Below are 18523 nucleotides of genomic sequence, written 5' to 3' on the forward strand. Positions count from 1 at the left end.
CCCCTCTGCCGTGCTCTCCCCCATGAATTCGGGGGAATTCACATGGCACGCTTCAACACCCGTTCCACGCGTCCCCGCGTGACCTCGCCCGTGAAGTCGACCGGGCACACCGCGCGTAATCACCAGGGCGCCGCCGGGCATCTCCGGGACGCCCGCTCCGAACTTTTTCTGCTCGCGGTCGCGAACTTCGTGTCGCAGGAGACCTTTTACGAGGGCGGCGAGGAGCGCGACACCCGGTTCGCCGTACTCGTGCGGACCCTCGCCGTCCAGGACCCGGAGTGGACGGCGGGACTGCTGGGCTGGCTGCGCCGCGAGGCGGGGATGCGCACGGCGTCGGTCGTCGGCGCCGCCGAGTACGTGAAGGCACGGCTCGACGCCGGCGTGGTGGACGGCCCGTCCAACCGCCAGGTCGTGGACTCGGTGCTGCTGCGCCCCGACGAGCCCGGTGAGATGCTCGGCTACTGGACCTCGCGCTACGGCCGGGCCGTGCCCAAGCCGGTCAAGCGGGGCATCGCCGACGCGGTGCGCAGGCTCTACAGCGGCAAGGCGCTGCTGAAGTACGACACCGCGTCCAAGGGCTACCGCTTCGGCGACGTCCTCAACCTGGTGCACGCCGCGCCGGACCCCGCCAAGCCCTGGCAGGGAGATCTCTTCCGCTACGCCCTGGACCGCGGGCACCACCCCGAGAACGCGGTGGTGCCCGAGTCGAACCCCGTCCTGACCGCCCACCGCGAGCTCATGGCGGTGCCGGTCGCCGAGCGGCGCGCCGTGGTCACCGGGCCCGGCGGCGCGGACCGGCTGGCCGCCGCGGGCATGACCTGGGAGGCGCTGGCGGGCTGGCTCCAGGGGCCGATGGACGCCGCGGCCTGGGAGGCCGTGATCCCGTCCATGGGCGCGATGGCGCTCGTCCGCAACCTGCGGAACTTCGACGAGGCGGGGGTCTCGGACGAGGTCGCGGCGCAGGTGGCTGCGCGGATCAGCGACCCGGCGGCGGTGGCGGCCTCGCGGCAGTTCCCCTTCCGCTATCTCGCGGCGTACCGGCACGCGCCGTCGCTGCGGTGGGCCTACCCGCTGGAGCAGGCGCTCGGCCACTCGCTGGGGAACGTTCCGGCGCTGCCGGGGCGCACCCTGATCCTCGTCGACCGCTCCGGCTCCATGTGGTCGCCGCTCTCCGACCGCTCCCTGCTGAACCGGGCCGACGCGGCGGCCGTCTTCGGTACGGCCCTGGCGTTGCGGGCGGCCGACGCCGACCTGGTGGAGTTCGGCACGACCAGCGCGGCCGTGGCGTTCCGCAGGGGCGAGTCCGTGCTGAAGATCCTGGAGCGCTTCGGCGACCTGGGCGGCACCGACACGGTGCGGGCCGTACGCAAGCACTACCGCACGCATGACCGGGTGCTCATCGTCACCGACGAGCAGGCGTCGTTCACCCACTACGGGGACGCCACCGAGGGCATCCCGCTCACCGTGCCCGTCTACACCTGGAACCTCGCCGGATACCGGGTCGGGCACGCCCCGTCGGGAAGCGAGAACCGCCACACCTTCGGGGGTCTTTCCGACGCGGCGTTCCGCATGGTGCCCTTGCTGGAAGCGGGCAGGAGCGCGGACTGGCCCTGGAACCGCTGATTACGAATGCGGCACTACTGCCCGCTCCGGAGCGGTCGGGCATGGCGTCGGGGGCTTACAGGGCGCATACTCGACCGTAATGAAACAGTCAGCCGGATCCCGGCGTCACCTGCCTTCCAGTCCCTTCAACCGCCCGGCCCAGGCGGCCCCACCGGTCGAATGCTTCGATGTGGGCGACAGGGTGTCGCACGACCAGTTCGGACTCGGACGAGTCCTCGCTGTCGAGGGCGACAACGACGCAGTGCTCATCGACTTCTCTGGGCGACAGGGGAGGATCCTGAGCCCGTACTCCAAGCTGACCAAGCTCTGAGAGAGCGGACGAGCACGCACCGCGTCCCACCGGAGACTCTCCGGATCCGGGGCACCTGAGGGGTACGAACCCCATCGGGTGCCCCGGAAGCCGTTCCGGGGCCCGTGGTGGCGTCAGAGGGCCTTCGCGGCGGGTTTCACCATGCCCCGGACGGTCCGTGACTTCACGAACTCGCCCATACCGGTCATCTCCCATTCGCCGGAGAACTGCTTGATCAGCTTGGCCATCATCACGCCGGTCTGCGGCTCCGCGCCGGTCAGGTCGAAGCGGACGAGCTCCTCGCCGGTGGTCGCGTCGATCAGCCGGCAGTAGGCCTTGGCGACCTCGGTGAACTTCTGGCCGGTGAAGGAGTTGACCGTGAAGACGAGGCCGGTGGCGTCCGCCGGGATGCGGCCGAGGTCCACGACGATCACCTCGTCGTCACCCGCGCCCTCGCCCGTGAGGTTGTCGCCGGAGTGCTTGATCGCGCCGTTCAGGATGGAGAGCTTGCCGAAGTAGCAGCTGTCCAGGTGGTTGCGGTTGGGACCGAAGGCGATCACCGAGGCGTCGAGGTCGATGTCCTTGCCGCGGAAGGCGGGCTCCCAGCCGAGACCCATCTTGACCTGCGAGAGCAGCGGCCTGCCGCCCTTGACCAGCGACACCGTCTGGTTCTTCTGGAGGCTGACCCGGCCCTTGTCGAGGTTGATCTTGCCGGAGCCGGCGGGGGCGGGCGGAGCCGGCGGCGCGGGGGGAGCGATCCGGGGGTCCACCGGCGCGGTGGCCGGGGGTGCCACGGGCGGTGCGAGGGGTGCCGCCGCCGGGGCGGGCGGGGCGGCGGCGGCCGGCTCCTCCACGGAGACCCCGAAGTCGGTGGCGATGCCCGCCAGGCCGTTCGCATAGCCCTGGCCGACCGCGCGGGCCTTCCAGGCGCCGTTGCGCAGGTAGATCTCGATGACCACCAGCGCCGTCTCGCTGCCCAGCTGCGGCGGGGTGAAGGTGGCGAGCGCGCTGCCGTCGTCCGCGTTGCGCACGGTGGCGGTGGGCTCCACACCCTGGAAGGTCTGGCCCGCGGCGTCGGGGCTCGCCGTGACGACGATCTTCTCGATGCCCGGGGGGACCGCCGTGGTGTCCACCACGATCGCGTCGGGCGCGGACCCGCCACCCGAGCGGTAGGTCACGCCGGGGCCCGAGGGCTGGTTGTAGAAGATGAAGTCGTCGTCGGAGCGCACCTTGCCGTCGGCGGTGAGCAGCAGGCCCGAGACGTCGAGCCGCACGGGGGCGGCGACGTCCACCGCCACGCGGGCGGCGGAGAGAGGGATGTTCGAGCCGGGTGTCATTGCGGTCATGCACGGGGTAACGAACGACCCGGCTTTGCCGTTCCCTTACCTTTCGTGCCGTGCTCCGTACGGCTCAGCGCCCGCCGCGGGCCCGGTTGCGCGGGTGGTCGCGGGCCGCCCGCTCGTTGCCGTGCTTGTACGCGCCGGTCCACCGCGCCATGACGAGCTGGGCGTCGCCCGACACCACCTCGGCCAGGAACTTCTCCGCCCGGCCGCCGCGCAGGGTGCCCGCGGGGCGGCCGTGGTGGGTGATGGTGACGCCCGCGTCGCCGTGCTGCTCGTACTGGAATCCGGAAGGTTTCGGCATGGCCGTATGGTGCCCGCCCCGCGCCGTCGCGTCGCGGTATTTTCCGGACCGGGCCCGGTCGGCGGCCCTGCGGACAGCCGTCAGTACGGCCAGATCGGCGGGTCCGTGACGAAGTGGCCGCCGATGTGGGCGTGCTCGGGATTCTCCGGGTCCAGCTCGCCGTGCTCGGCGATCAGCTTCTCCGCGTACTGCTCGGAGTCGTCCTGCGGTTCGTAGCCGAGGGAGCGGGCCGTCGTCAGGTCCCACCACAGGCGCGTGTTGTCGGAGGAGCCGTAGACCACGGTGTGCCGCACGTCCTCGGCCGTGAGCGCCGCGTGGAAGAGGCGCGCGCCGTCGCCCGGGCTCATCCAGACGGACAGCATCCGCACCGACGTCGGCTCCATGAAGCAGGACCCGATGCGCACGGAGACGGTCTCCACGCCGTGCTTGTCCCAGTAGAACTGGGCGAGGTCCTCGCCGAAGGACTTCGACAGGCCGTAGAGGGTGTCGGGCCGGCGGGGCGTCTCGACCGGGATCAGCGGGTCACCGGCGTGCGGGCGCGGGGTGTAGCCGATCGCGTGGTTGGACGAGGCGAAGACGATGCGGCCGACACCCTCCTCGCGCGCCGCCTCGTAGAGGTTGTAGGTGCCCTCGATGTTGGAGTGCAGAATCTTGTCGAAGGAGGCTTCCAGGGAGATGCCCGCGAGGTGGATGATCGCGTCGACACCCCGCACGGCCTCCCGCAGCGCGTCCTTGTCACCGAGGCCGGCGGTGATCGCGTCCGGCTCGCCCTCGATGGGGGTGAGGTCGAGGAGCCGGAGGTCGTAGCCGTACGCGGGCAGCAGTCCCCGCATGAGGGTGCCGAGGCCGCCGGCGGCGCCGGTGAGCAGGACGGTGCGGGGAGCGGGCATACGGGGATCTCCTCGGTGCGGGCGCAGGACGCGTGCGCGGCGTGCGCGGACAGGGGCGGCAAGGTGCTGCGCGGAGCTGGACGTACGGACAGCAAGGTACGCGCGGCACGCAGACATGGCGCAACCCGCCCGGAGCGTCAAATGCATGGATGACATTCACATGCGTGGACACGCTAAGAAACTCCCGCCGCCCGCGTCAAGGGGGGCGCCGGTTCGCGCGATCCGCCACACGTCGGCCGCTCCCGTCTTGACCTTCGCCGCGCGACTGCCTTAGCGTGGCAGCGTTCATGAATATGGACGCCGATCATAATTGTGCACGCCTGAATCGCTCAGGGAGCGCCCGTGACCTCAGCCCCCCTTGCCGCCCGACTCACCGACGTCGCCGGGCCGCTCTTCTTCCCCGTCACCGCCTACGGGCCGGACGGCGCCGTCGCCCTCGACGCGTTCCGCGCGCACGTGCGCGCGGGCGTCGACGCCGGTGCGGCGGCCGTCTTCGCCTGCTGCGGCACCGGTGAGTTCCACGCGCTGGCCCCCGAGGAGTTCCGACTCGTGGTCGCCGCCGCCGTCGAGGAGACCGCGGGCCGGGTGCCCGTCGTCGCGGGCGCCGGTTACGGCACGGCGCTCGCGGTCCAGTACGCGAAGCTCGCCGAGGAGGCGGGCGCGGACGGACTCCTGGCCATGCCGCCCTACCTGGTCGTCGCAGGCCAGGAGGGGCTGCTCGCCCACTATGCCGCGCTCGCCGCCGCCACCCCCCTGGAGACGATCGTCTACCAGCGGGACAACGCGGTCTTCACCCCGGAGACCGTCGTCGCCCTGGCGAAGACCCCCGGGATCATCGGCCTCAAGGACGGCCTGGGCGACCTGGACCTGATGCAGCGCATCGTCAGCGCCGTACGCACCGGGCTGCCCGGCGAGGACTTCCTGTACTTCAACGGGCTGCCCACCGCCGAGCTCACCGGGCTCGCCTACCGGGGCATCGGCGTCACGCTCTACTCGTCCGCCGTCTTCGCCTTCGCCCCCGACATCGCCCTGGCCTTCTACCGGGCGCTGGACTCCGGCGACGACGACCTCGTCAACGCGCTGCTCGACCACTTCTACCGGCCGCTCGTCGAACTCCGGGCCAAGGGCCGGGGATACGCCGTCTCGCTCGTGAAGGCGGCCGTCCGGCTGGAGGGCCTGGACGTCGGCCACGTCCGCACCCCGCTCACCGAGCCCTCCGCCGGGCACGTCGAGGAGCTGGCCGCGATCATCGCGAACGGCCGCGCCCTGCTGGAGAAGTACCCCGCGGGGGAGGCCAGGTGAAGGCCTCCGCCTTTCTGTACCCCTGGGACGTCGTCGGGGACCCGGACGCGGCCCGCCGCCTCGCCGGCCTCGGCGTCGAACAGGTGACGCTCGCCTCCGCCTACCACTCCACCCGGGCCCTGACGCCGCGCCACCCCGCCCGCCGGATCGTCACCGCCGAACACGCGGCGGTGCTCTACCCGCCGGACGAGGGCCGCTGGGCAGGGCGCGAGCTGCGCCCCTGGACGCAGTCCTGGGTGGCGGGCGACGACCCGTACGCCGAGGCCGCCGAGGCCCTGGCGGAGGAGGGCCTCCAGGTGCACTCCTGGGTGGTCCTCGCGCACAACTCCCGGCTCGGCGCGGAGCATCCGGACACCTCCGTGGTCAACGCCTACGGCGACCGCTACCCCTGGGCGCCGTGCATCGCGCGGCCCGACGTCCAGGCGTACCTGGTGGACCTGGCGGCCGAGGCGGCCGTACGCCCCGGGGCCTCGGGTGCCGAGCTGGAGTCGTGCGGCTGGTACGGCTTCGCCCATCTGCACGCCCACGACAAGACCTCCGGGGTGGGCCTCGGGGACGCCGCGCAGTATCTGATGTCCCTCTGCTTCTGCGCCGACTGCCGCGCCGGCTACGCCTCGGTGGGCCTGGACGCGGAGGAGCTGCGGGCCGCCGTGCACAGCGCCCTGGAGCCCGTATGGGCCGGTCAGGGGTCCGGGGAGTCCGGCTGGCAGGGCATCGGGAAGCTGCTCGGCGCGGACCTCGCCGACGCCACCCTGCGGTGGCGCGGACAGGTCGCAAGGGGCCTCCAGGAGGCGGCCGTCGCGGCGGTGCGCGGCGCGGCACCGGGACCGGACTTCCAGGTCCTGCTGCACGCCGATCCCGCGCCGTACCGCACCGGCGCCAACGTCGGTACGGACCCCGCCCACATCCTGTCCACGGCCGACGGGGTCGTGCTGCCCTGTACCGGCGGCGACGCGGCGCGCGAGGCGGTCCTCGGCCCCTTCGCGGGGCTCTCCGGGGTGCTGGCCGCCAACTTCAACGTGGTCACCGGCATGGGCGGAAGCCCCGGCACCCTGGCGCGGGACGCCGCGCACGCGGCCTCGCTCGGCGCGGGCGAACTGCGCCTGTACCACGCGGGCCTGGCCTCGGGACCGGACCTCCGCGCCGTCGCGGACGCCCTGTCCGCGGTGCGCGGCGGCTGACCGCCCGACGCTCCTCCCGCGGCCTTCCCGTCGCGGCTCCCCGAACACAGGTCCCCGGCACACGCCGGGGACCTGCGGCGTATCCGGAGGCGGGCTGCGCAACCGAAATTCTTCCGTCAGAAGCATTGACGAAACATTCTCACCGTCCTAGCTTCATCGCGTCATACTTCGTACGTCATATATGAGACGCGATACGCGAGATGTGAGAGCACCCTTCCCATGACCTTTGCGCCTGCCCCGATCCCGTCCAGGACCCAGTACGTGCTGGAGGCGATCAAGCACGCGATCCTCACCGCGCAGCTGCGACCGGGGCAGGCGCTCGTGGAGACCGAACTCGCCGCCCAGTTCGGGGTGTCGAAGACCCCCGTGCGCGAGGCGCTGAAGACGCTCGCCGGGACCGGACTGGTGGTCATGAGCCAGTACAAGGGCGCCACCGTGCGGCTCGTGGACGCGGCCATGGCCCGGGAGGTGTACGACGTACGCCTGCTCCTGGAGCCGGAGGCGCTGCGCCGCACCATCACCCGGCAGGCGTCGCTGGAGGCCGCCCAGGAGGCCCTGGAGCGGGCCGACTCGGCGATCGACAAGGCGGACAGGTCGCTCGCCAACCGGGACTTCCACCGGGCCCTCTACCTGCCCTGCGGCAACCCGCTGCTCGGCCGGATGCTCGACGAGGTCCGCGACCAGGCCGCGCTCGTGTCGACCGTCGCCTGGTCGGCCATCCCGTCCTGGGAGCGCGAGGCGGCCGAGCACCGCGAGATCCTCCGGCTCGCCCTCTCCGCCGACGCCGAGGCCGCCGCGGGAGCCCTGCGCGACCACATCGCATCGTTCGTACGCCGTGCCTTCCCCGACGACGAAGACGGGGGTGACACGGCGTGAACCACCCGCTGGAACCGACTCACCAGCACTCCGACGAAAGGCCAGTCCGCATGGACCTCACCCCGCTGAAGGCGGCCCTCGCAGACGTAGTGGCGATCCCGGTGACCCCGTTCACCGAGGACGGGAGCATCGACGTCCCGGCCCACCGCGCGCTGCTGCGCAGGCTGCTCGACGGCGGCGTCCGCATCGTCACCCCGAACGGCAACACCGGTGAGTTCTACGCGCTCACCCCCGACGAGCGGCGTACCGTCACCGAGCTGACCATCGAGGAGGCGGGCGGCCGGGCCACCGTGCTGGTGGGTGTCGGCCACGACGTGCCGACCGCCGTGGCCGCCGCCGAGCACGCCAGGGAAGCCGGCGCCGAGATGGTGATGGTGCACCAGCCCGTGCACCCCTACGTCTCGCAGGACGGCTGGATCGACTACCACCGCGCCATCGCGGAGGCCGTCCCGGAGCTCGGCGTCGTCCCCTACATCCGCAACCCGCTGCTGACGGGCGAGGCGCTCACCGAGCTCGCCGACGCCTGCCCCAACGTCATCGGCGTGAAGTACGCCGTGCCGGACGCCGCCCGCTTCGGCGCGTTCGCCCGTGACGCCGGCCTGGAGCGGTTCGTCTGGGTCGCCGGGCTCGCCGAGCTCTACGCCCCCTCCTACTTCGCCACCGGCGCCACCGGTTTCACCTCCGGCCTGGTCAACATCGCCCCCGGCGTCTCGCTGGACATGCTGGAGGCGCTGCGGGCCGGCGACTACACCGCGGCGATGAAGGTCTGGGAGCGGATCCGCCGCTTCGAGGAACTGCGCGCCGACCGGCAGTCCGCGAACAACGTGACGGTCGTCAAGGAGGCCCTGGCCTCGCTCGGACTCTGCCGCCGCGACGTACGTCCGCCGAGCCGGGTGCTCCCCGAGGCGCAGCGCGCCGAGGTCGCCGACCAGGTCGCCGGGTGGTCGATATGACAGCCGACGGTACGACGGGCCGCCGCATCGCCCCCGAGGAGCTGCGCAGCCACCAGTGGTGGGGCACGGACGGGCTCCGCTCCTTCAGCCACCGCGCCCGCACCCGGCAGCTCGGCTACCTCCCCGAGGAGCACCTGGGCAAGCCGGTCATCGCGATCCTCAACACCTGGTCCGACATCAACCCGTGCCACGTCCATCTGCGCGACCGCGCGCAGGCGGTCAAGCGGGGCGTCTGGCAGGCGGGCGGCTTCCCGCTCGAGTTCCCGGTCTCCACGCTCTCGGAGACCTTCCAGAAGCCGACCCCGATGCTCTACCGCAACATGCTGGCGATGGAGACGGAGGAGCTGCTGCGCTCCTACCCCGTCGACGGCGCGGTGCTGCTCGGCGGCTGCGACAAGTCCACCCCCGCGCTGCTGATGGGCGCCGCCTCCGTCGACCTGCCGACGGTCTTCGTGCCCGCCGGGCCGATGCTGCCGGGCCACTGGCGCAACGAGGTCCTGGGCTCCGGCACGGACATGTGGAAGTACTGGGACGACAAGCGGGCCGGACTCATCGGCGACTGCGAGATGGGCGAACTGGAGAACGGGCTCGCCCGCTCTCCCGGCCACTGCATGACGATGGGCACCGCCTCGACCCTGACGGCCGCCGCCGAGGCGCTGGGCGTCACCGTGCCGGGAGCCTCCTCCATCCCGGCGGTGGACTCCGGCCACGACCGGATGGCCGCGCAGTCCGGCCTCCGCATCGTCGAACTGGTGTGGCAGCAGCTCACGTTGTCGAAGATCCTCACGGCAGACGCCTACGAGGACGCCGTCGCCACGGTGCTCGCGCTCGGCGGCTCCACCAACGCCGTCATCCACCTCATCGCGATGGCCGGCCGCTCCGGGGTGAAGCTCACCCTGGACGACTTCGACCGCATCGCCCGCACCGTCCCGGTCCTCGCCAACCTCCGCCCCGGCGGGAAGTACCTGATGGAGGACTTCCACTTCGCCGGAGGGCTGCCGGGATTCCTGGCCCGGCTCACCGACGTACTCCACCTGGACCGGCCCACCGTCACCCACGACACCCTGCGCGAGCAGATCGACGGGGCGCTCGTGCACAACACCGACGTCATCCGGGAGCGGGACAACCCCCTGGCCGAGGAGGGCGGCGTGGCGGTGCTGCGCGGCAACCTCTGCCCCGACGGCGCCGTCATCAAGCACATCGCCGCCGAGCCGCATCTGCTCCGTCACACCGGACCCGCGGTCGTCTTCGACGACTACAAGGAGATGCAGCGCACCATCAACGACCCGGCCCTGGCCCTCACCCCGGACCATGTGCTGGTGCTCCGCAACGCCGGCCCCAAGGGCGGTCCCGGCATGCCCGAGTACGGCATGCTGCCGATCCCGGATTACCTGCTCAAGCAGGGCGTGCGTGACATGGTGCGGCTCTCCGACGCCCGGATGAGCGGCACCAGTTACGGGGCCTGCGTCCTGCACATCGCGCCCGAGTCCTTCGTCGGCGGACCGCTCGCCCTGGTCCGCACCGGGGACCTGATCACGCTGGACGTGGAGGCGCGGCTGCTCCATCTCGACGTGTCCGACGAGGAGCTGGAGCTGCGCAGGTCCGAGTGGACCGAGCCGCCCGCCCGCTACGGGCGCGGATACGGCGCGCTCTACCAGGACCAGATCACCCAGGCCGACACGGGATGCGACTTCACGTTCCTGGCCCGGCGGGGAGAAGTGCCCGACCCGTACGCGGGCTGAACCGGGCGCACGGAATTCAGCGCGCCGCTCCCGTCCGGGATACCGAACGGCATGCGGTAAGCGCTTGCACCATGCACGGAAAGCGCGCACCGAACGCACCGTGAGCACGGAGCGCACGCACCGCACCACACCGAGAGAACGCACCGAGAGCACGGCACATCCCGCACTTCCCAGAGATCGGAGAGCGTCATGGCCCACACAGCCGTGGCCCCACCGCCGCCCAAGGCAAAGGCGCCCAAGCGCCGTTCGGCGAGTCCCCGCCGCCTGCCGTACCTGCTGATCGCGCCCGCGGGCCTGCTGATGCTGGGCTTCATCGCCTATCCGGTGATCAGCGTCTTCTACTACAGCCTGCAGAACTACAACGTCACCAAGCCGTGGCGGAACGGCTTCGCCGGCTTCGACAACTTCACCCGGATCTTCACGGAGGACGACCAGTTCTGGTCGACGCTCGGCTTCAGCGCCCAGTGGGTCTTCACCCAGGTCACCCTGCAGCTCGCACTCGGCCTCGCGCTCGCGCTGATCGTCAACCAGACCTTCATAGGCCGCGGGATATCCCGCGCCATGGTCTTCTCGCCCTGGGCCGTCTCCGGTGTGCTGACCAGCACCATCTGGATCCTGCTCTACAACTCCTCCACCGGCTTCAGCCGCTACCTCGCGGACGCCGGGATCGGCGAGTACGGCACCTCGGTGCTCTCCGACACCGGGACGGTGTTCTGGGCGGCGACCATCTCCGAACTCTGGCGCGGTGTCCCCTTCTTCGCCATCCTCATCCTCGCCGACCTCCAGTCCGTCTCCAAGGAGCTGTACGAGGCGGCGTCGGTGGACGGCGCGGGGCGGATGCGGCAGTTCTTCCACATCACCCTCCCGCACCTCCGCGACGCGATCATCCTCGCCACCCTGCTGCGCGGGGTCTGGGAGTTCAACAACGTCGACCTGCTCTACACCCTCACCGGCGGCGGGCCGGCGGGTGAGACGACCACACTCCCGCTCTACGTCGCCAATACAGGCATCGAGGGCCACGACTTCGGATACGCCTCGGCGCTCACCACCGTCGCCTTCGTGATCCTCCTCTTCTGCTCGATCGTCTATCTGCGCCTGAGCAAGTTCGGAGGCGACCACAAGTGACTGCCGCACTCGCAGAGAAGAACAGCGCCCGCACGCCGGGCCTGGCCGCGGGCGACGACGCCCCGCCGCCCTCCGCGCCCCGGCGCAGCAAGCGCGAGCGTGCCTTCGACGACGTACCGCGCTGGCAGATCTACGTGCCGCTCGGCATCTATCTGCTCTTCACGCTCATCCCGTTCTACTGGATGTTCCTCTTCGCCGTACGGCCCGCCGGCTCCACCTCGCTGGTGCCCTGGCCGATGACGGGGGACCACTTCTCCAAGGTCTGGAACGAGCGCAGCTTCGCCCTCTTCTTCCAGAACAGCATGATCGTCGGCGTCGCGACGCTGATCGCCACGACCCTGGTCGCGCTGGCCGGCGGCTACGCCCTGGCCCGGTTCGACTTCAAGATCAAGGGCGCCTTCATGCTGGCGCTGCTCTGCTCGCAGTTCATCCCGGGCGCCCTGATGCTCGTGCCGCTCTTCGAGATCTTCAAGAACCTCCAGATGATCAACTCCCTGGGGAGTGTCGTCATCGCGGAGACCGTCTTCCAGCTCCCGCTGTCGATCATCCTGATCAGCGGCTTCATCAAGAACGTGCCGGTCTCCCTCGAAGAGGCCGCCTGGGTGGACGGCTGCTCCCGCTTCAAGGCCTTCTGCGCCGTGGTCCTGCCGCTTCTGCGCCCCGGACTCATCGCCGTCGGCTCCTTCGCCTTCGTCCACAGCTGGAACCACTTCCTGTTCGCCCTGATGTTCCTCAGCGAGCAGGACAAGCAGACGATCCCGGTCGGCCTGAACACCCTCATCGGCGCCGACAGCGTCGACCTGGGCGCGCTGGCCGCGGGCGGAGTCATCGCCGCCGTGCCCGTGGTGATCGTCTTCGCCTTCATCCAGAAGTGGCTCATCACCGGCTTCAGCGCGGGCGCCGTGAAGGGATGACGGACATGACCCCCAAGCTCCGTCCCCGTACGGCGCGCAGAGCCGCCGCCGCGCTCGCCCTGCTGCTCGGCAGCCTGGCCCTCCAGCCGGGCGCCGAGGCGGCCACCCCGGCCCCCTCGGCACGGCCCGCGCCCCCGGAGCGCGACCTCGGCCGCGAGGTCCTGCCCGAGGGCGACGGCTGGGCGGCCGAGGGCGCCGGGACCACCGGCGGCTCGGCCGCGGACGACGCCCACGTCTTCACCGTGCGCACCAGGGCGCAGCTCGTCGCGGCGCTCGACGGCGGCAGCTCCACCCCGAAGATCATCAAGGTCGCGGGGACCATCGACGCCAACACCGACGACCGGGGACGGCGCCTGGACTGCTCCGACTACGCCACCGACGGCTACGCCCTCGACGCCTACCTCGCCGCCTACGACCCCCGCACCTGGGGCGGTGCCAAGCCGGCGGGAGCCCAGGAGGACGCCCGCAAGGCATCCGCCGCCCGCCAGGCCGAGCGCGTCGAACTCCTGGTCGGCTCCAACACCACCCTCGTCGGCGTCGGTACCGGCGCGGTGCTCAAGGGCGCGAGCCTCCAGGTCAGGGACGCGGACAACGTCATCGTCCGCAACCTCGAACTGCGCGACGCCTACGACTGCTTCCCGGCCTGGCAGCCCAACACCGGCGGACTCGGCGACTGGAAGACGGCGTACGACACGCTCTGGCTGCGCGGCGCCACCCATGTCTGGGTCGACCACGTCACCGCGAGCGACAGGGGAAGGCCCGACGACAAGGAGCCCACCCTGTTCGGGCGCAACTTCCTGCGCCACGACGGGCTCCTCGACATCACCAACGGCTCCGACCTGGTCACCGTCTCCTGGAGCCGGTTCGCCGACCACGACAAGGCGATGCTGATCGGCAACGGCGACGGTGTCACCACCGACCGGGGCAAGCTCCGCGTCACCCTGCACCACAACGAGTTCCACTCCGTCGTGCAGCGCGCGCCCCGGGTCCGCTTCGGCCAGGTCCACCTCTACAACAACCGCTACGTCATCCCCGGGGACGCCGAATACCGCTACTCCATCGGCGTCTCCACCGAGTCGCGGATCGTCGCGGAGAACAACGCCTTCGAGGCCCCGGGCCACGTCGAGGTCGCCGACCTGCTCAAGAGCTGGAACGGCAGCGCGCTCACCCAGCGCGGCACCGTCTTCAACGGCTTCCCCGTCGACCTCGTGTCCATCTACAACGCCTACAACTCCGGCAGCGAGCAGGACCTCAGCCCCGACACCGGCTGGACGCCCGCCCTGCACGGCCCCGTCGACAGCGCCGAACGCGCCGCCGCCGACGTAGCCCGCGAGGCCGGAGCGGGGAGGGCGGCCCGATGAGCACGAGCACCCCCCTCCCCATCGTCCTGGCCGGTGCCAGGGGCCACGGCCGCTGGCACCTCGCCAACATCCGCCGGCTCCAGCACCAGGGCCTGGTCAGGCTGGCCGGGATCTGCGAGCTGAACCCGCTGACCGAGGACGAGCTCGAAGCGTTCGCCGGTGAACTCCCCGAGCAGTCGTCCGACTTCGGCGCCCTCCTGGACTCCACCGGGGCCCGCGCCGCGATCATCTGCACCCCCATCCCGACCCACACCGCGCTCGCCCTCACCGCGGCGGCCCGGGGCGTCCACCTCCTCCTGGAGAAGCCCCCCGCCGCGACCTGGGACGACTACGCCCGCATGACCGAGGGCGTACGGGAGGCGGGCATCGCCTGCCAGGTCGGCTTCCAGTCCTTCGGCTCGCACGCCGTGCCCGCCATCAAGGACCTCGTACGCTCCGGAGCCATCGGAGAACTGCGCGGCATCGGCGCCGCGGGGGCCTGGGTACGCGACGACACCTACTTCCGCCGGGCGCCCTGGGCGGGCCGCCGCAGGCTCGGCGGGACGGACGTGGTCGACGGGGTGCTCACCAACCCGCTCGCGCACGCCGTCGCCACCGCGCTCGAACTCGCCGACCGGGGGACGGCCGAGGACGTGGCGTCCATCGAGACCGAGCTGTTCAGGGCCCACGACATCGAGTCCGACGACACCAGCTGCGTCCGCGTCACCACCACCGACGGGCTCCCCGTCACCGTCGCGGTCACCCTCTGCGCCGAGGAGGCGGGCGAGCCGTACGTGATCGTCCACGGCGACCGGGGCCGCATCACCTTCTGGTACAAGCAGGACCGCGTCCTCGTCCAGCGCGCGGGCCACGGGCCCGAGGAGGCCGTGCACGGGCGGACCGACCTCCTGGAGAACCTCGTCGGCCACCTGGAGCACGGCACCGCGCTCCTCGTGCCGCCGGAGCGCACCGGCGCCTTCATGCGGGTCGTCGAAGCCGTACGCACCGCACCCGAACCCACCGCGCTGCCCGCCGCGGCCTGGCACACCCGGCCCGACGGACCCAACGGCGGCATCCGGCGCGTCGTGCGCGGCATCGACGGAACCGTCGCCGCCGCGGCCGACACCCTCACCCTCTTCTCCGAACTAGGCGCCTCATGGGCGCGCCCCAGCGAGGTGAGCACACCATGACCACGGCACTCCTCAGCTGCGCCGGACGCCCCGTCGGCCGCTACACCTACCGGCCCGAAACCGACGGCCGGCCCTACCTCCACCCCGTCACCACCCTCGCCGGCACCCCGGTCACCGAGGAGCGCCCGGCCGACCACATCCACCACCTCGGCGCCTCCGTCGCGGTGCCGGACGTGGCCGGGCACAACTTCTGGGGCGGACGCACCTTCGTCCGCGACCAGGGCCCCACCGAGCTCGACAACCACGGGACGCAGCGCCACCTCGGCTGGAAGCTCCGCGACCCGGACGGCTTCGTGGAGGAGCTCAGCTGGGAGGCCGACGGCACCGAGCTGCTGCGCGAGCACCGCACCGTAGCCGTCACCGAACTCTCCGACACCGCCTGGGCGCTGGACTTCTCCTTCTCCCTGACCAACCGGGGCGGCGGCGACCTCTCCATCGGCAGCCCCGCCACCAACGGCCGCCCCGGCGCCGGATACGGCGGCTTCTTCTGGCGCGCCCCCAAGGAGGCCGCCCCGCCCGCCGTGTTCAGCGGGACCCTCGACGGCGAGGAGGCCGTGCACGGCAGGGCCGCGGACTGGCTGGCCCTCGCCGGGGACGGCTGGACGCTCGTCTTCGCCGGCGCGACCGAGGAGACCCGGCGCGACCCGTGGTTCGTACGGACCACCGAATACCCCGGCGTCGGCTCGTCCCTCGCCGCCGACCGCCGGCTGCCCGTCCCCGCCGGAGCCACCGTCGTCCGCCGGGTCGTCACCGTCGTCGCGGACGGCCGCCTCGACCGCGACGCCGCCGCCGCCCACGTCCGCAAGGTGGCGACCACATGAGCGCCCCCGTGAGGCTCCGGTCCGCGGACCTCGGGGACGGCACCTACCGCAACCCGGTGCTGCACGCCGACTGGTCCGACCCGGACGTCGTCCGCGTGGGCGACGACTACTACCTCACCTCCTCCAGCTTCGGCCGCGTTCCCGGGCTGCCGCTGCTGCACTCCCGCGACCTGGTCAACTGGACCCTCATCGGCCACGCCCTCGAACGGCTCGGACCAGACGCGGACTTCGCCGTGCCCCGCCACGACTGCGGGGTGTGGGCGCCCTCGCTGCGCCACCACGACGGACGCTTCTGGATCTTCTGGGGCGACCCCGACCACGGCATCCAGCAGATCAACGCCGAGGACATCCGCGGACCCTGGAGCGCCCCGCACCTCGTCAAGGCGGGCAAGGGCCTGATCGACGCCTGCCCGCTCTGGGACGAGGAGACGGGCGAGGCCTATCTGGTGCACGCCTGGGCGAAGTCCCGCTCCGGCATCAAGAACCGGCTCACCGGCCACCGGATGAGCCCCGACGGACGCGAGCTCCTCGACGAGGGCACGACCCTGATCGACGCCGACACGATCCCGGGCTGGTTCACCCTCGAAGGCCCCAAGCTCTACCGGCACGACGGCTGGTTCTGGATCTTCGCCCCGGCCGGGGGAGTGGAGACCGGCTGGCAGGGCGCCTTCCGCTCGCGGACCTTCGACGGGCCCTACGAGGAGCGCGTCGTCCTGGAACAGGGCGCCACCGAGGTCAACGGCCCCCACCAGGGCGGCTGGGTCCGCACCGCCGCGGGCGAGGACTGGTTCCTCCACTTCCAGGCACGCGGAGCGTACGGCCGGGTGGTGCACCTCCAGCCCATGACCTGGCAGGACGGCTGGCCGGTCATCGGCGACCGGGGCGAACCCGTCCTCGTCCACCCCCTGCCGAAGGGCCCGGGAGGGACTCCCGGGACACCCGCGTCCAGCGACGACTTCCCCGGCGGGCGCCACGGCCGCCAGTGGCAGTGGACGGCCAACCCCCGGCCCGGCTGGACCGTCGGGCACGCCGGCGACGGGCTGCGGCTCAGCTGCGTACGGACCGCGTACGCGCACGATCTGCGCGCCCTGCCCAACGTCCTGGTGCAGCGGCTGCCCGCCGAGGAGTTCACCGTCGAGGTCGGCATCACGCTGGACAGCGACGAGCCGGGCTCCAAGGCCGGGCTCGCCGTGCTCGGGGACGCCTTCTCGTGGATCGGCCTGGAGGCCGGCCCCGACGGCACGGCCCGGCTCGTGCACCGGTACGCCGAGACCGTCGCCGAGCACGAGCGGGACGCCGAACACCCCCGCCCCGCGCCCGGCGCCGTCGTCCGCGTCCGGATCGAGGTCGGCAGGGGCGCACGCTGCCGCTTCTTCGCCGACACCGGCGACGGCACCGGCTTCAGGGCCTCCGGCCAGGTCTTCGCCGCCACCCCCTGGCGCTGGGTCGGCGCGCTGCTCGGCCTCTTCGCCACCGCACCGACCGGCACCGGGCCCTCCGGAACCGCCGGGTTCACCGCATTCCGCACCAGCGAAAGACCTCGCACCACCTGACCCCGCACCGCTGTATGGGAGCCGCAATGACGCACCTCCGTACCGAGCGCACCAGAGCGAGAACGCTGTTCACGGCCTTCGCCCTCGCCGCCCTCCTGCTGCCCACCGCCCCGGGCGGGGCGGCGGCGGAGGCGCCGCGGCCGGCCGCCGCCCACCCGGGCGGCGGGCCCGGCACCCCGCACGGGTTCGCCTCGCTCGCCGGGGGCACCACCGGGGGCCGCGGCGGCGAGGTGGTGACCGTCACCGACCAGGCGGGCCTGGAGAAGTACGCCGGTGCCGAGGAGCCCTACGTCATCCGGGTGGCCGGCTCCATCGCGGTGGAGCCGTTCGGGGCGGACATCGACGTCGCGTCGGACAAGACCATCGTCGGGGCGGGCGACACGGGCGAGATCGTCCACGGCGAGCTCCACCTGAACCCCGGCACCAGCAACGTCATCATCCGTAACCTCACCATCCGCGACTCGTACATCGAGGGCGACTGGGACGGGAAGACGACGGACTTCGACGCGATCCAGATGGACTCGGCCGACCACGTCTGGATCGACCACAACCGGCTGACGCACATGGGCGACGGGCTGCTCGACATCCGCAAGGACAGCCAGTACATCACCGTGTCGTACAACCACTTCGACCACCACAACAAGGCGCTCGGCATCGGCTGGACCGAGAACGTCACCACGCAGATCACGATCGACCACAACTGGTTCAGCGGCACCAAGCAGCGCAACCCGTCCGCCGACAACTGCGCCTACGCCCACCTCTACAACAACTACCTCTCCGCGCAGGTCGCGGACGGGGACCCGCTGTGGACGTACGGCAACTGGGCGCGCGGCGCCACGAAGATGGTCATCGAGAACAGCTACTACCAGGACGTCCAGCACCCCTACCAGGCCGACGACACGGCCGAGCTGGTCCAGCGCGGATCGATCCTGAGGAACACCACGGGACGCACCGACACCCGGGGCACCGCGTTCGAGCCGCGCGACTTCTACCCGTACACCCTGCACCGGGCCGCCGACGTGCCCAAGCTCGTCACCCGCAACGCCGGCCCGCAGACGTACATCGGCACCGCGCCGCACG

The 18523-nt window shown here is 71.8% G+C and carries 16 protein-coding genes and 1 pseudogene; 14 read left to right on the forward strand and 3 right to left on the reverse strand.

Going from position 1 to position 18523, the window contains the following annotated elements; genetic code table 11:
* The first annotated feature begins 42 nt into the window (after window positions 1–42).
* Both AMK10_RS13115 and AMK10_RS37995 read left to right on the forward strand, forming a co-directional pair.
* Window positions 43–1623, forward strand: coding sequence for a TROVE domain-containing protein (locus AMK10_RS13115; RefSeq protein WP_073747850.1), 1581 nt, complete (start codon window positions 43–45; stop codon window positions 1621–1623).
* A 79-nt stretch (window positions 1624–1702) separates the two neighbouring features.
* On the forward strand, window positions 1703–1933 hold the full coding sequence (locus AMK10_RS37995; RefSeq protein WP_014156926.1) for a hypothetical protein: 231 nt from the start codon (window positions 1703–1705) through the stop codon (window positions 1931–1933).
* A 113-nt stretch (window positions 1934–2046) separates the two neighbouring features.
* Here the strand turns inward: AMK10_RS37995 and AMK10_RS13125 are convergent, their stop codons facing one another.
* From AMK10_RS13125 to AMK10_RS13135, 3 genes are all read right to left on the reverse strand, one after another.
* Window positions 2047–3258 carry a TerD family protein gene (locus AMK10_RS13125; RefSeq protein WP_198959684.1) on the reverse strand — a complete coding sequence of 404 codons (1212 nt, stop codon included), beginning with the start codon at window positions 3256–3258 and terminating at the stop codon, window positions 2047–2049.
* Between the two features lie 64 nt (window positions 3259–3322).
* A complete protein-coding gene (locus AMK10_RS13130; protein ID WP_073747852.1) occupies window positions 3323–3556 on the reverse strand; it encodes a hypothetical protein in 234 nt (77 codons plus the stop codon).
* Between the two features lie 80 nt (window positions 3557–3636).
* The gene (locus AMK10_RS13135) at window positions 3637–4446 is read right to left on the reverse strand and encodes an NAD-dependent epimerase/dehydratase family protein (RefSeq protein ID WP_073747853.1); all 810 of its coding nucleotides are present in this window, start codon (window positions 4444–4446) and stop codon (window positions 3637–3639) included.
* Window positions 4447–4788: 342 nt separating this feature from the next.
* Here AMK10_RS13135 and AMK10_RS13140 point away from each other — a divergent pair, with 342 nt between their 5' ends.
* From AMK10_RS13140 to AMK10_RS13195, 12 genes and pseudogenes are all read left to right on the forward strand, one after another.
* Window positions 4789–5748, forward strand: coding sequence for a 5-dehydro-4-deoxyglucarate dehydratase (locus AMK10_RS13140; RefSeq protein WP_073747854.1), 960 nt, complete (start codon window positions 4789–4791; stop codon window positions 5746–5748).
* A complete protein-coding gene (locus AMK10_RS13145; protein WP_073747855.1) occupies window positions 5745–6929 on the forward strand; it encodes a hypothetical protein in 1185 nt (394 codons plus the stop codon). The genes AMK10_RS13140 and AMK10_RS13145 overlap by 4 nt, the downstream gene beginning before the upstream one ends.
* 219 nt (window positions 6930–7148) lie before the next feature.
* Entirely contained in the window at window positions 7149–7805 is a 657-nt protein-coding gene (locus AMK10_RS13150) for a GntR family transcriptional regulator (RefSeq protein WP_073747856.1), read from the forward strand.
* A 50-nt stretch (window positions 7806–7855) separates the two neighbouring features.
* A complete protein-coding gene (locus tag AMK10_RS13155) occupies window positions 7856–8758 on the forward strand; it encodes a dihydrodipicolinate synthase family protein (protein ID WP_073747857.1) in 903 nt (300 codons plus the stop codon).
* A complete protein-coding gene (araD, locus tag AMK10_RS13160) occupies window positions 8755–10500 on the forward strand; it encodes an L-arabinonate dehydratase (RefSeq protein ID WP_073747858.1) in 1746 nt (581 codons plus the stop codon). The genes AMK10_RS13155 and araD overlap by 4 nt, the downstream gene beginning before the upstream one ends.
* Window positions 10501–10689: 189 nt before the next feature.
* The gene (locus AMK10_RS13165; RefSeq protein ID WP_073747859.1) at window positions 10690–11625 is read left to right on the forward strand and encodes a carbohydrate ABC transporter permease; all 936 of its coding nucleotides are present in this window, start codon (window positions 10690–10692) and stop codon (window positions 11623–11625) included.
* Window positions 11622–12539 (forward strand): carbohydrate ABC transporter permease, encoded by a 918-nt coding sequence (locus AMK10_RS13170; protein WP_073747860.1) that lies wholly within the window; start codon window positions 11622–11624, stop codon window positions 12537–12539. Before AMK10_RS13165 ends, AMK10_RS13170 begins: the two co-directional genes overlap by 4 nt.
* 5 nt (window positions 12540–12544) lie before the next feature.
* Window positions 12545–13900, forward strand: coding sequence for a pectate lyase family protein (locus AMK10_RS13175; RefSeq protein ID WP_073747861.1), 1356 nt, complete (start codon window positions 12545–12547; stop codon window positions 13898–13900).
* Window positions 13897–15069, forward strand: a complete 1173-nt coding sequence (locus tag AMK10_RS13180; RefSeq protein ID WP_073747862.1) for a Gfo/Idh/MocA family protein — start codon at window positions 13897–13899, stop codon at window positions 15067–15069. Before AMK10_RS13175 ends, AMK10_RS13180 begins: the two co-directional genes overlap by 4 nt.
* Window positions 15066–15890, forward strand: coding sequence for a PmoA family protein (locus AMK10_RS13185; protein ID WP_073747863.1), 825 nt, complete (start codon window positions 15066–15068; stop codon window positions 15888–15890). The genes AMK10_RS13180 and AMK10_RS13185 overlap by 4 nt, the downstream gene beginning before the upstream one ends.
* The gene (locus AMK10_RS13190; RefSeq protein WP_073747864.1) at window positions 15887–17443 is read left to right on the forward strand and encodes a glycoside hydrolase family 43 protein; all 1557 of its coding nucleotides are present in this window, start codon (window positions 15887–15889) and stop codon (window positions 17441–17443) included. Before AMK10_RS13185 ends, AMK10_RS13190 begins: the two co-directional genes overlap by 4 nt.
* A 26-nt stretch (window positions 17444–17469) precedes the next feature.
* Window positions 17470–18513 (forward strand): annotated as a pseudogene (locus tag AMK10_RS13195) (pectate lyase family protein); the annotation flags it as partial.
* Window positions 18514–18523 lie beyond the last annotated feature (10 nt).

The sequence above is a fragment of the Streptomyces sp. CB02058 genome, from assembly GCF_001905505.1.
Taxonomy (GTDB): Bacteria; Actinomycetota; Actinomycetes; order Streptomycetales; family Streptomycetaceae; genus Streptomyces.

Excerpts from the sequence above, each read along its gene's own strand:
- AMK10_RS13115 (WP_073747850.1), top strand. The coding sequence starts at position 43 with ATGGCACGCTTCAACACCCGTTCCACGCGTCCCCGCGTGACCTCGCCC.
- AMK10_RS37995 (WP_014156926.1), top strand. The coding sequence starts at position 1,703 with ATGAAACAGTCAGCCGGATCCCGGCGTCACCTGCCTTCCAGTCCCTTC.
- AMK10_RS13125 (WP_198959684.1), bottom strand. The coding sequence starts at position 3,258 with ATGACCGCAATGACACCCGGCTCGAACATCCCTCTCTCCGCCGCCCGC.
- AMK10_RS13130 (WP_073747852.1), bottom strand. The coding sequence starts at position 3,556 with ATGCCGAAACCTTCCGGATTCCAGTACGAGCAGCACGGCGACGCGGGC.
- AMK10_RS13135 (WP_073747853.1), bottom strand. The coding sequence starts at position 4,446 with ATGCCCGCTCCCCGCACCGTCCTGCTCACCGGCGCCGCCGGCGGCCTC.
- AMK10_RS13150 (WP_073747856.1), top strand. The coding sequence starts at position 7,149 with ATGACCTTTGCGCCTGCCCCGATCCCGTCCAGGACCCAGTACGTGCTG.
- AMK10_RS13155 (WP_073747857.1), top strand. The coding sequence starts at position 7,856 with ATGGACCTCACCCCGCTGAAGGCGGCCCTCGCAGACGTAGTGGCGATC.
- araD (WP_073747858.1), top strand. The coding sequence starts at position 8,755 with ATGACAGCCGACGGTACGACGGGCCGCCGCATCGCCCCCGAGGAGCTG.
- AMK10_RS13165 (WP_073747859.1), top strand. The coding sequence starts at position 10,690 with ATGGCCCACACAGCCGTGGCCCCACCGCCGCCCAAGGCAAAGGCGCCC.
- AMK10_RS13175 (WP_073747861.1), top strand. The coding sequence starts at position 12,545 with ATGACCCCCAAGCTCCGTCCCCGTACGGCGCGCAGAGCCGCCGCCGCG.
- AMK10_RS13180 (WP_073747862.1), top strand. The coding sequence starts at position 13,897 with ATGAGCACGAGCACCCCCCTCCCCATCGTCCTGGCCGGTGCCAGGGGC.
- AMK10_RS13185 (WP_073747863.1), top strand. The coding sequence starts at position 15,066 with ATGACCACGGCACTCCTCAGCTGCGCCGGACGCCCCGTCGGCCGCTAC.
- AMK10_RS13190 (WP_073747864.1), top strand. The coding sequence starts at position 15,887 with ATGAGCGCCCCCGTGAGGCTCCGGTCCGCGGACCTCGGGGACGGCACC.